This window comes from Pseudomonas sp. rhizo66 (assembly GCF_031931925.1).
GTDB lineage: Bacteria > Pseudomonadota > Gammaproteobacteria > Pseudomonadales > Pseudomonadaceae > Aquipseudomonas.
The window spans coordinates 82,836-94,958 of record NZ_JAUJWZ010000016.1 but is presented as its reverse complement, the minus strand read 5'-3'; the positions used below and the strand labels follow the sequence as shown (position 1 = coordinate 94,958).

The 12,123-nt window shown below is 58.9% G+C and carries 13 protein-coding genes; 10 read left to right on the top strand and 3 right to left on the bottom strand.

What is annotated here, in order from left to right; translation table 11 throughout:
- Positions 1–15 precede the first annotated feature (15 nt).
- The 8 genes from QZR14_RS19235 (at position 16) to QZR14_RS19200 (ending at position 5,837) form a co-directional block, all read left to right on the top strand.
- Positions 16–1,065, top strand: a complete 1,050-nt coding sequence (locus tag QZR14_RS19235; protein ID WP_311997427.1) for an NAD(P)-dependent alcohol dehydrogenase — start codon at positions 16–18, stop codon at positions 1,063–1,065.
- A 123-nt stretch (positions 1,066–1,188) separates the two neighbouring features.
- A complete protein-coding gene (locus QZR14_RS19230) occupies positions 1,189–1,884 on the top strand; it encodes a tRNA (adenine(22)-N(1))-methyltransferase (protein ID WP_311997426.1) in 696 nt (231 codons plus the stop codon).
- A 168-nt stretch (positions 1,885–2,052) separates the two neighbouring features.
- Positions 2,053–2,268: a tautomerase family protein gene (locus QZR14_RS19225; RefSeq protein WP_007916028.1), complete on the top strand. Its 216-nt coding sequence runs from the start codon at positions 2,053–2,055 to the stop codon at positions 2,266–2,268.
- Positions 2,265–2,921, top strand: coding sequence for a DsbA family oxidoreductase (locus tag QZR14_RS19220; RefSeq protein ID WP_311997425.1), 657 nt, complete (start codon positions 2,265–2,267; stop codon positions 2,919–2,921). Before QZR14_RS19225 ends, QZR14_RS19220 begins: the two co-directional genes overlap by 4 nt.
- Before the next feature lie 49 nt (positions 2,922–2,970).
- Positions 2,971–3,681: an SDR family NAD(P)-dependent oxidoreductase gene (locus tag QZR14_RS19215; protein WP_250604646.1), complete on the top strand. Its 711-nt coding sequence runs from the start codon at positions 2,971–2,973 to the stop codon at positions 3,679–3,681.
- A 93-nt stretch (positions 3,682–3,774) separates the two neighbouring features.
- Positions 3,775–4,698 (top strand): LysR family transcriptional regulator, encoded by a 924-nt coding sequence (locus QZR14_RS19210; RefSeq protein ID WP_311997424.1) that lies wholly within the window; start codon positions 3,775–3,777, stop codon positions 4,696–4,698.
- 141 nt (positions 4,699–4,839) lie between these two features.
- Positions 4,840–5,103: a hypothetical protein gene (locus QZR14_RS19205; protein ID WP_095126629.1), complete on the top strand. Its 264-nt coding sequence runs from the start codon at positions 4,840–4,842 to the stop codon at positions 5,101–5,103.
- Positions 5,100–5,837 (top strand): Fic family protein, encoded by a 738-nt coding sequence (locus QZR14_RS19200; protein WP_311997423.1) that lies wholly within the window; start codon positions 5,100–5,102, stop codon positions 5,835–5,837. Before QZR14_RS19205 ends, QZR14_RS19200 begins: the two co-directional genes overlap by 4 nt.
- Before the next feature lie 100 nt (positions 5,838–5,937).
- Here the strand turns inward: QZR14_RS19200 and ycaC are convergent, their stop codons facing one another.
- From ycaC to QZR14_RS19185, 3 genes are all read right to left on the bottom strand, one after another.
- Positions 5,938–6,570 carry an isochorismate family cysteine hydrolase YcaC gene (gene ycaC, locus QZR14_RS19195; RefSeq protein WP_007915995.1) on the bottom strand — a complete coding sequence of 211 codons (633 nt, stop codon included), beginning with the start codon at positions 6,568–6,570 and terminating at the stop codon, positions 5,938–5,940.
- Positions 6,571–7,061: 491 nt separating this feature from the next.
- Positions 7,062–9,188, bottom strand: a complete 2,127-nt coding sequence (locus QZR14_RS19190; RefSeq protein ID WP_311997422.1) for a TonB-dependent siderophore receptor — start codon at positions 9,186–9,188, stop codon at positions 7,062–7,064.
- Positions 9,189–9,354: 166 nt separating this feature from the next.
- The gene (locus QZR14_RS19185) at positions 9,355–9,939 is read right to left on the bottom strand and encodes a TetR/AcrR family transcriptional regulator (protein WP_311997421.1); all 585 of its coding nucleotides are present in this window, start codon (positions 9,937–9,939) and stop codon (positions 9,355–9,357) included.
- Between the two features lie 211 nt (positions 9,940–10,150).
- Between QZR14_RS19185 and QZR14_RS19180 the strand changes: the two genes are divergently transcribed.
- Together QZR14_RS19180 and QZR14_RS19175 are read left to right on the top strand one after the other, a co-directional pair.
- Complete coding sequence (locus QZR14_RS19180) at positions 10,151–10,828, top strand: type 1 glutamine amidotransferase domain-containing protein (protein ID WP_311997420.1); 678 nt, start codon at positions 10,151–10,153, stop codon at positions 10,826–10,828.
- 103 nt (positions 10,829–10,931) lie between these two features.
- Positions 10,932–12,056: an alkene reductase gene (locus QZR14_RS19175; RefSeq protein WP_311997419.1), complete on the top strand. Its 1,125-nt coding sequence runs from the start codon at positions 10,932–10,934 to the stop codon at positions 12,054–12,056.
- The last annotated feature ends 67 nt before the right edge of the window (positions 12,057–12,123 follow it).

Below are 12,123 nucleotides of genomic sequence, written 5' to 3'. Positions count from 1 at the left end.
ATCGAGGATGTTCCCATGCTTGTACAAGCCTACGGTGCCCACGCGGGTGACAAACCCCTAGAGCCGATGCAGATCAACCGCCGCGCGCCGGCCGCCCATGATGTGCAGATCGATATCGCGTTCTGTGGCATTTGCCATTCCGACCTGCACCAGGTGCGCGCGGAATGGGCCGGCACGCAATTCCCGTGCGTACCTGGGCACGAAATCGTCGGTCGCGTTTCAGCGGTCGGCGCACATGTTGCGGACTACAAGGTCGGTGATCTGGTCGGCGTCGGTTGCATCGTCGACAGTTGCAAACACTGCGCTGACTGCGAAAGCGGCCTGGAAAACTACTGCGACGGCATGATCGGCACCTACAACTTCCCGACCCCGGATGCACCGGGCTGGACGCTGGGCGGCTACTCGCAAAACATCGTTGTGCATGAACGCTACGTCCTGCGCATCCGACATCCCGAAGCGCAACTGGCCGCCGTCGCACCGCTGCTGTGTGCCGGCATCACCACTTACTCGCCGCTGCGCCACTGGAACGCCGGCCCCGGCAAGAAAGTCGGCGTGGTCGGCATCGGTGGCCTTGGCCACATGGGCATCAAACTGGCCCACGCCCTGGGCGCCCATGTTGTTGCGTTCACCACCTCCGAATCCAAACGCGAAGCGGCCAAAGCCTTGGGCGCCGATGAAGTGGTGGTGTCGCGCAATGCCGAAGAAATGACCGCCCACGCCAAGAGTTTCGACCTGATCCTCAACACCGTCGCCGCGCCGCACGATCTCGATGCGTTCCTCGTACTGCTCAAGCGCGATGGTGCCTTGACCCTGGTCGGTGCGCCGGCCACCTCGCATCCGTCGCCGAACGTATTCAACCTGATCATGAAGCGCCGCACGATTGCCGGTTCGATGATCGGCGGCATCCCTGAAACCCAGGAGATGCTCGACTTCTGCGCCGAGCACGGCATCGTCTCCGACATCGAACTGATCCGCGCCGACCAGATCAACGATGCCTACGAGCGCATGCTCAAGGGTGACGTGAAGTATCGTTTCGTGATCGATAACGCAACGTTGGCCGGCTAAACCTCAGCGCCCATTGGCCATTAAGCGCGGCCAATGGGCCATTGAATTCCGTCGCCGGGATTTGACAGGCCCGGCGTTGCTCGCCAGAGTCGCACCCCTTTGCCTGCCATCAAGGGGTTGCCGTTGAACGAACAGACATTGTCCATGCGCCTCGAGCGCGTGGCTGCCCACGTGCCTGCCGGTGCCCGGCTGGCGGATATCGGCTCGGATCACGGCTATTTGCCGGTGGCGCTGATGCGCCGTGGCCTGATCACCTCAGCTGTGACGGGTGAAGTGGCGTCGACGCCGTTCCACGCGGCCTCGCGCACTGTGCGCGAAAATGATCTGCAACAGCACATCAGCGTGCGCCTGGCGGATGGCCTGGCGGCAATCAAAGCCTGCGACCGCATCACCGCCGTCAGCGTCTGCGGCATGGGCGGCGAAACCATCCGCGACATCCTTGACAGCGGCAAGGCTCACCTTAGCGGCCAGGAACGTTTGATCCTGCAACCCAATGGCGGCGAACAGCCGTTGCGCCAGTGGTTGATGGAAAACAGCTACCGCATCCTCAGTGAAGAAGTGCTGCGGGAAAACCGCTTCGACTACGAAATCATCGTCGCCGAACGCGCCGAAGCGGTGAGTTATTCCGATCAGGAACTGTACTTCGGCCCTTTGCATCTGCAGACCCGCAGCCCCGCGTTCCTGACCAAGTGGCAGCACAGACTTCGCCACAAGCAAAACACGCTGAACCATCTCGCCCGCACGCAGCACAACCTGCCCGAGCAAAAACTTCACGACCTTACTCGACAGACCCGCTGGATTAGCGAGCTGCTGGCCTGAGCGCCAGCGTTTGGCGCCGAGATCAGGTGAATCTCTACGCCGCCATTTGATACATCACATCACAAATGATGTACCTCAAGCCCCATTTATCAATTCCTGCCTGCCTCTTAGAGTTCTCTCCAACAGCCGCCCATCATTCCGACGGGCCAGCGACTGGAGAGTCCTCACATGCCTTTCATCAGCGTACGTATCACCCGTGACGGCGTGACCCGTGAGCAAAAAGCTCAGGTCATCAAGGAAATCACCGAAACGATGGAGCGGGTTCTGCACAAGGATCCGAAACTCACCCACATCGTGATCGAGGAAGTCGACACCGATAACTGGGGTTATGCCGGCATCACCACCACCGAATATCGCCAACAATTGGCGGACTCGCAGTCATGAGCCGGGCCGTGAAAATCGATTTCGTCTCGGACGTCGTTTGCCCTTGGTGTGCTTTGGGCGTCACCGCGCTGGAGCAGGCAATCGAGAATCTGGCAGGCGAAGTCGACGTGGAGCTGACCTACAAACCGTTCGAACTGAATCCGGACATGTCCGCCGAAGGTGAACACGCCATCGAGCACATGATGCGCAAATACGGACGCACTGCCGAGCAAGTGGCGGACCGCAACGCGATGATCATCGAGCGCGGTGAGCAGATCGGCTTTCACTTCGACCTGGAAAAACGCAGCCATTTCCACAACACCTTCGACGCCCATCGACTGCTGTTCTGGGCCGCCACCCAAGGACGTCAGCGTGAGTTGAAGCAGGCGTTGCTCAAGGCTTACTTCACTGACGGCAAGAACCCGAATGACCACGCCACGCTGGTGACGCTGGCAGGCGCAGTCGGCCTCGACAGTCAGCGTGCGCGAGAGGTTCTGGCCAACGCTGAGTTCAGCCAGGCCGTGCGCGAACTGGAACGGTTTTACCAGCAGCGCGGCATCGACTCGGTTCCGGCCATGGTGATCGACGACAAACAGGTCATCCCCGGTTCCCAATCCGTTGCTTATTACGAGCAAGCGTTACGTCAGGCAGCACAGGTTGCGGCTCACGCCTGACCTTCGAAATCCGTTTATTCAAACCATCCAGATTGCATGAGGAAACATCATGAGCACGTCCAAGAAAGTTGTTGTGATTACCGGCGCCTCGCAAGGCATTGGCGCAGGCCTGGTCAAAGGTTTCCGCGAGCGCGGCTATCAGGTTGTGGCGACCTCGCGTTCGATCAAACCGTCCACTGACCCGGACATTCTCGCCGTCGCCGGTGACATCGCCGACCCGCAGACCGCCGAGCGCGTGATTCGCGAAGCCGTCGCACGCTTCGGCCGTATCGATACGCTGGTGAACAATGCCGGGATATTCGTCGCCAAGCCTTTCACCGAATACAGCAACGAAGACTACGCACAAGTGGTGGCGACCAACATGAGCGGCTTCTTCCACATCTCGCAACTGGCGATTGCCGAAATGGAAAAAAACGCCAGCGGCCATATCGTCAGCGTCACCACCAGTCTGGTTGATCACGCGATTGACGGCGTTCCATCGGTGCTCGCATCGCTGACCAAGGGTGGCATCAACGCGGCGACCAAATCCCTCGCCATCGAGTACGCCAAGCGCGGCATTCGGGTCAATGCGGTATCGCCCGGCATCATCAAAACGCCGATGCACGGCGAAGAGACGCACGCCGCCCTCGGCAGCCTGCACCCGGTGGGCCACATGGGTGAAATCGACGACATCGTGCAAGCGATCCTTTACCTGGACAGCGCGAACTTCGTCACCGGCGAAATCCTCCATGTCGACGGTGGTCAGAGCGCTGGCCATTGATAAAGCCCTGCTGCGCCGCCGGTGTGTACCGGCGGTGTCGCTTCATGAGATAACCCTGAGCATGGACCGTCAGTCGATTCCCGGTGTACTCACATGAAGCGCCACTTTGATGATTTGCAATTAGGCAGTATCGAACTGTTTTGCCTCGCCGCTGAAGCCGGCAGTTTCACCGCTGCGGCTCTGCTTGCAGGCGTTACACCGGCCGCCGTGAGCCGGTCGATTCTGCGTCTGGAAAAGCGTTTGGGTTCACGCCTGTTTGCCCGCACCACCCGCAGCATTCGCTTGACCGAGGCCGGCAGAAACTTTTTCCTGCAGTGCAGCCAGGCCCTGACCCAACTGGTCGAAGCGCAACAGGAAGTCATGGGCGCACAGACCTCACCGTCCGGTCAGTTGCGCATCAGCCTCCCCACCACTTACGGCCATCACCGCATCCTGCCGCTGCTGCCAAAATTCCGTGCGCTCTATCCTGACGTGACTGTCGACATCCACTTGGGCAACCGCAATATCGACTTCGTCGGCGAAGGCTACGATCTGGCAATCCGCGTCCGCGCCCAACCGGATTCGACCATGGTTGCGCGCCTGCTGGAAGATGCAAAACTGGTGGTGGTTGCGTCTCCCGAGTACCTGAAAAAGGCTGGCACACCGAAGACGCTGGAAGATCTGCTGCAACACGAATGCATTCAGTTCGAACTGCCCAGCAGCGGGCGGCGGATCTCCTGGCTATTTCAGGAAAACGGCGAGAACCGTGAAGTGATTTCCGACGGCGGCTACTCCTGCTCCGACGATGTTCTGGGTGGCGTCACACTGGCCAAACATGGTGCCGGGGTCTTTCAGACCTATAAATTCATTGTCGAAAAAGAACTGGCCGATGGCAGCCTCGTCGAAGTGCTCCAGCCGTACGCCGGGCGCTCGCGACCTTACACCTTGCTGTACCCGCACGGCCGCTATGTGCCGCAACGGGTGCGGGCGTTTGTCGATTTTCTGCTGCAGTTTCGTGATGAGTGGGCGCAGGCGTAACGCGGCACAAGGGTTAAATCGGTTGAAAGGCGTTCGCCATCAACCGGAAAAGGAGTTGTTCGCGCTGACAGCCGGGCGCTGCTGGAAAATCTACAGGGCCGGCGCCATGCTATGCTTCGAAAGAGAAAACGAGGGGTTCATATGACGGGTTCAGCCACTGGCGGCGTTGCGAGCGAAGTCCGCAAACTCGCCCAAAAGCATAAGGTTACCGCTGAGCGTGACAGCATGAGCTGCATGGCAGCGACCATTACTCGCCTGGCAGGTGATGCTGTCGAGCTGGATGGCATTGAGCAATTGCTCGTCAATCTCAAGCGTAAAGGTGTACTGAACAAAGCAGAAATCATGGCCCTGCAAGGACGCTACCTTCAAGAAAAAAGGCGTTGCAAGAGGCAGCTTAGCGCATGACTTTCGACCCCTTCGGCGATTTCGAGACTGAAGGTTATCTTCAAAACTCGCTCAAACTGAAAGACCCTCTTGAAGTCAAAGAGTCCGAACACCTCTCCTTCGAAGCCAGTATCGAAGATGCCCTTGCTTATCTCGCCAAGAAAAAAACCATCGACTACAAAGCTGTCCTCAAGACTCACGAAATCCTGTTTTCCGGTTTTTATCCGTGGGCGGGAAAAGACAGAAATGCACTGGTCCCCCACCTCGCAGTTTTCAAAGGCTCCAAAGATGATCCGCATCACACGATATTCGAACGTCCTGGCCTGATCAAAAGATCCGTCGAATACGCCTTTGAACTCGCAGCAAATAAAAAACGCTTTCGTCAGCGTCCCGGCGAAGTAATGGGCCAGTTGGCGTCCGCCCACCCATTTCTGGATGGCAATGGCCGCACAATCCTGCTCATCTACATGGAATTGAGCTATCGGACCCGGTTCGCCATTGACAGGTCAAAAACCAATAAAGACGATTACTTGCGAGCACTTGCCGACGAGATTCGAGATCCTTTCAAAGGCCATCTGGACGATTATCTGACCCCCTTCGTCATCGACATCTCCAGTCGCGATGAATGGCCGGCAATGATTGGCGGGATAAAGGGTCTGGACGGACTCGACAAGGAAGGGATTACGTATAAGAGCCTGGATGATCCTGAGGTCCAGCGACTTTATAAAGCGTATCGAGCAATGCCCCTTGAATGATCAACGCGCTCCTTGGCGTAGCTGTTGAAATCCGGGTTCTGGCTTCACAACAAACAAAAGCCTGCTTTTCAGGGCAGGCTTTTGTCCGGATCGCGCAGGCTTACTTCTGCTGAGCGGTCAGCGCCGAGTAGCTGTTCATCAGGTTGCGGTAGTTGGGGATGCGCTGCGACAACAGATTGCCCAAGCCTTCAATATCGTTGCGCCAGTCGCGGTGCAGCTCACAGGCCACCGAGAACCAGTTCATCATCTGCGCACCGGCCTGGGTCATGCGACTCCATGCAGCCTGTTGCACTGTGGTGTTGAAAGTGCCGGAAGCGTCGGTCACCACAAACACCTCAAACCCTTCTGCCAGCGCCGACAAGGTCGGGAACGCTACGCACACATCCGTTACCACACCGGCAATGATGATCTGCTTGCGGCCGGTGGCTTTGATCGCCTTCACAAAATCTTCGTTATCCCAGGCGTTGATCTGGCCTGGACGAGCGATGTACGGCGCGTCCGGGAACATCTCTTTCAGCTCTGGCACCAGCGGGCCGTTCGGGCCTTGTTCGAAACTGGTGGTGAGGATGGTCGGCAGTTCGAAGAACTTGGCCAGATCCGCCAGGGCCAGCACGTTGTTCTTGAACTCGTTTGGCGAGAAGTCCTGCACCAGAGAGATCAGACCAGTCTGGTGGTCAACCAGCAGCACGATAGCGTCGTCTTTGTTGAGGCGGTTGTAGGTTGGAGTGGTCATGATTTGCTTCCCTTTTGAGTTTTTGAAGTTGTTGTTGCGTTCAAGTTGGGTACAGATTACTGACGCACAGGAACGGGATAAATCGGCTGAAAAGCGTTTATCCGTCAACTCAAAAAGGACAATCTCTATCGACCACAATCGCGCCACCTCGCCCACCGAGCGCGCGCTGTTGAGCAGGAAACTGCGTGCCTCGTGCATCCTGCGTTCGAGCACCAGCTCACTAAGGAGCATGTTCCGAAGCAGCTGCCCTCACCCTAGCCCTCTCCCTCAGGAGAGGGGACCGATTGGGGGATATTGGCGATGAACGCCGAAATGCAATAGCGCCGGTGAATCCAATACCGCCAAGCACTACGAGGTGAACCCGTAATCGACGCGATCTGTCAGGTCAATGCATAACACAAGACACCTCGGTCGGCTCCCTCTCCCTCCGGGCGGTCCGACGTTTCGGGAGGGCTGGGGTGAGGGGCCGCCGTTGCAGCGTCGAACTTGCCCTACAACGTGTAGGAAATGCCGACCTGCACGGTTCTTGGTGCGCCCGGATAGGCGTAAACGTTACCGAACGCGCCCTCCTCATAATCGCGATCAAACAGGTTTTTCAGGTCAAGGTTGAGCCGCACCTTCTCGTTGACCTTATAGAAGCCGAGCAGGTCGACCACGGTGTAGCTGTCCATCGAGAACGCGGTATTGGCGGTTTGCCCGGCACGCTCGTCGACGTACTTGAGTCCAGTGCCCAGGCCCAGGCCTTTCAGTGCACCATCCTGAAACTCGTAGACGTTGAGCAGGCTGAAGCTGTTTTGCGGAATGTTCATCAGGCGCGTGCCAGAGCGGATCACATTGTCCTTGGTCACCTCGGCATCGACGTAGGCGTAGCCGCCGATCACCCGCCACTCGGGTGTCAGGTTGCCGGCGACGTTCAGGTCGAAACCACGGCTGCGCACTTCTCCGGCGGCGACGTTGAAGGTCGAGTCAACCGGGTCGGTGGTCAGCACATTGCGCTTTTCGATCTGATAGATCGCGGCATCCACGCTCAACTGATGGTCCAGCGCTTCCCACTTGATGCCCATTTCGTAAGACTTGCCTTTCTCCGGTGCGAAGCCTCCGCCCGTGCGGCTCGCGCCGGTGTTGGGCTTGAACGAGCGCGCGGTGTCGGCGTAGATCGCCAGGGTCTCGGTCAGGTCGTAGGTCACGCCGATGCGCGGGGTCACCGCGTTGTCACTGGCCTGCCAGTTTTTGCCGCCCGGCACATAGGTTTCATAGTCGTGCTCGAAACGCTCAAAACGTGCGCCGGCCAAGACCTTCAGACGCTCGGTCAACGCGACCTGATCCTGTACAAACGCGGCGTAAGTCTTGAGGTTTTCCTTGTCGTGGGTTGGCGTGCGCGTCAGTGCCGGACGCGGCTGACCGTACACCGGATCGAAGATGTCGATCGGGTAGGCGCCGACCGCGCCGCTGGAGCGTTGAATGATCGACTTGTAGTCATAATCTTCATACTCAATACCGGTCAACAAGGTGTGCTGCAAACCACCAGTGCTGAAATGCCCGGTCAGATTGAGCTGCGTGTCCTTGTCGGTCCATTCCAGTTTGCGGTAGTTGAAGTTGCGTCCCAGGGTGCGACCGTCAGCGGCAATGCCATTGGCCTCGATCGCATTGCCCTGCAGCGAGCCGTCGAGCCACTGGAACCCGCCGCCCAGCGTCCAGTCATCATTGAGCAAATGTTCGAAGCGCAGTTGCGCCATGTTGTTGTCGTTGTGCAATTTGCCGGCGTCTTTCTCGCCGAAGAAGGTATCCCTCGATGCGGTGCCAATCTGCTTGGGGTAACGCGTCACACCGCGATCCAGCGGATGATTGTTGCGCATGAAATCACCTTCGAAGATCACCCGGGTGGCATCGCTGGCCTGCCAGGTCAGCACTGGCGTGATGCCGTAGCGCTCGGTCTCGACGTGATCGCGGAAGGTATCACCGCCCTCACCCACCACGTTCAATCGATAGGCCAGGCGTCCCTCTTCATCCAGCGGTCCGGAAGCGTCCAGAGTGCCGCGCTTCATGCCTTGATCATTCAACTGACTGCCCAACGTGACCGTGCGCTCGGCCAACGGCTGCTTGGACACGACATTGAAGGTACCGCCGGGATCGCCACGGCCATAGAGCATGGTTGCCGGCCCGCGCAACACTTCCAGACGCTCGATGGTGTTGGCGTCGGGCATGTTCGGGTAGCCGCGATTGATCGGGAAACCGTTACGGTAGAACTCGCCGGTGGTGAATCCCCGCACAGTGAACGTCGTCAGTCCCTGGCCGCCGAAGTTGTTCGCCCGGCCCACACCGCCGGCGTAGTCGAGTGCATCTTGCAGGCGCGTGGCGCCGAGGTCTTCGACAGCATCCTTGGTGACGACGCTGATCGATTGCGGTGTTTCATGAATCGAGGTGTCGGTACGGGTAGCACTGGCGGAACGTGTGGCGCGGTAACCCTGCACCGGGCCGTCGGCCCGTTCGTAATCCGCTGTACCGACCACGTCGGTCGCCTCCAGCTCTAGCGCTGAAGATGTCGAATCGGCCTGTTCGGCCCATGAGGAAGAAGACAACGCCTGCAGCACGCAAATTGAAAGCAGAGTACGACGCATGAAATGAAAACCTTACGAATAGGCCAGAACGAAGGGTAAAACCGCCAGCAAAACGCGGCGATGGTATACCAAGCGTTCCGTTATTGAAACTTATTCCCATTCGTATGTTTAAGCCGACCGCGTGCCAGTACGCATGTCATCCATTGCATCGCACAAAAAACCTTGGTCAAACGTGCAAAAGCTGTTTCGTCATTGCCATCGAAGTATCCAGGGATTGCCCGGTACGCTGCAGCTTGTTCAGCAAACTGGCGCCCAACCACAGCTGATAAAGGGTTTCCGCCAGATGCCAGGCATCGCCCTCGGGCAGGCTTTTTTCAGCCTGGCCCTGCTCGATGCACAGGGCAATGCGCGCCACCACTTGCTCGGCGCCATCGCGCAAGGTGAGGCGCATCGACTCCGACAAGTCGGCGACTTCGGCGCTGAGTTTCACCACCAGACACTCATCGCCATGGCCCTCGAGGGTGCAGCGGTTCTGCCAGCCCTGCCAGTAATCCATCAACCGCTCGTAGGCGCTCAGGCCTGGTAGCGTCAGGCGCCGCTCCATGTCGGCGAGGTAGTCAACGAAGTAATCCGCCAGCAATGCCTGGCCGTAAAGTTCTTTGGATTTGAAGTAGTGATAGAACGAACCCTTGGGCACACCGGCGGTTTGCAGGATCTCGTTGAGGCCGACACTGGTGAAGCCCTTCTCGGCCATCATCCGGTGGCCGGTGTCGAGCAAATGTTGGCGGGTGTCGTCATAGGTCGGTTTCATGGGGCGCGAATTACCAGGCAATAGACCAGTCGTATTTTCGGAGGAACGGAAGTTTGCCATACCTGTCGATGAAAAACCCCAGGATAAAAATTGCTAGACGACTGGTCTAATTGGAATCTATGCTGCGCCCCGACAACCGTTTTCCGCCCGGTGTGGCCGATGCGCGAATGTTTCGCCCAATCGAAGACACCCGACCTACGCAAGGTGCTCTATGAAAATCTTGATGGTTCTGACTTCCCACGATCAACTCGGCGACACCGGCAAGAAAACCGGCTTCTGGCTGGAAGAGTTCGCCGCGCCCTACTACGCCTTCAAAGACGCCGGCGCCGAGATCACCCTGGTTTCCCCAGCCGGTGGCCAGCCGCCGCTGGACCCGAAAAGCGATGAACCCGATGCGCAGACCGCCGAGACCGATCGCTTTCGGCAGGACCCGGCCGCACAACAGGCACTGGCCAACACCGGTCGCCTGGCCGACGTCAGCGCTGAGGGTTTCGATGCCGTGTTTTATCCGGGTGGCCATGGCCCTCTGTGGGATCTGGCCGAAGACAAGCACTCGATCGCGTTGATCGAAGCGTTCGACCGCGCCAACAAGCCCCACGGTTTTGTCTGCCATGCGCCTGGCGTATTGCGCCATGTCCTCACCGCTGACGGCAAACCGTTGGTGCAGCATCGCGAAGTCACCGGTTTCACCAATTCCGAAGAAGCCGCTGTCGGCCTGACGGACGTGGTGCCGTTCCTGATCGAGGACGAGTTCCAGCGCCTCGGCGGTCATTACTCGAAAGTCGCTGACTGGCAGGTTCATGTGGTCGCCGACGGGCAACTGGTCACTGGCCAGAATCCAGCCAGCTCCGCCGCCGTCGCCGAGAAATTGCTGAAGATGCTCGGCTAAACCCTCGCACAACCCTTCCAAACGCCGGGTGCGTCTTGCCCGGCGTTATTTTTTCGCCCAACCAATAGACGACTGGTCTAATAAGCCACGAACAAGGTCATCCATGAACCACAGCAGTTTCTTCACCCCCGCCAAACTGGGTCACCACACCCTGAAAAACCGTATCGTCCTGCCGCCCCTGACCCGCCAGCGCAGCACCCAGCCGGGCAACATCGCCAATGAGCTGATGGCCGAGTATTACCAACAGCGCGCCGGCGCCGGCCTGCTGGTCACCGAAGGCACGCAGATCGAACCCCGTGGCCAGGGTTACGCGTGGACGCCGGGCATTCATACGCCGGAACAAATCGCCGGATGGCGCAAAGTCACTGAGGCCGTGCATGCCGTGGACGGGGTGATTTTCGCCCAGTTGTGGCACGTTGGCCGTGTCTCGCATACCGCTCTGCAGCCCGACGGCGCAGCTCCGGTTTCAGCCTCCGCCTTGGCCACCGACCGCGTCAGCGTGTTTATCGAAACCGCGCCCGGCGCCGGTGAACTGGTCACCCCGTCGGCACCGCGCGCACTGAGCACCGATGAAGTGCAGGAACTGGTGCAGCTGTATATCCAGGCCGCGCGCAACGCCATGGACGCCGGCTTCGACGGCATCGAATTGCATTGCGCCAACGGTTATCTGGTCAACCAGTTCATCTCCGCCCACAGCAACCTGCGCGACGATCAGTACGGCGGCTCGCTGGACAATCGCCTGCGTTTTCTGCGCGAAGTGGTCGCCGGTGTTGCCGAATGCATCGGCAAGGAAAAAGTCGGTGTGCGTTTCGCCCCGCTGTTCACCACTACCGACGAAGCGCGCACGTACTTGGGCATGGTCGAGGAAGACCCGCACACGACTTACATCGAAGCGATCAAAGTACTGCAGGACGTGGGCATCGCCTATCTGTCGATCGCCGAAGCCGATTGGGACAACGCCCCGGCGATGCCGTTGACGTTTCGTCAGGCCGTGCGCGAGACCTTCAGTGGCGCGATCATTTACGCCGGGCGCTACACCGCGGAATCCGGGGCGCAATTGCTCGATTCCGGGCTGGCCGATCTGGTCGCTTTCGGCCGTCCGTTCATGGCCAACCCGGATCTGCCGGCGCGCATTGCCAATGACTGGCCGTTGAATGCACTGAACCCGGCGACGGTGTATGGCGGCAACGCCGACGGCTATACCGACTACCCCGTTTATCCCGGCTAAATCCTTCCTGACAGCGTAAGGCGCTCCCGCAACAGCGGGAGCGTTCATCAAGCGCGCCTCGCAATCG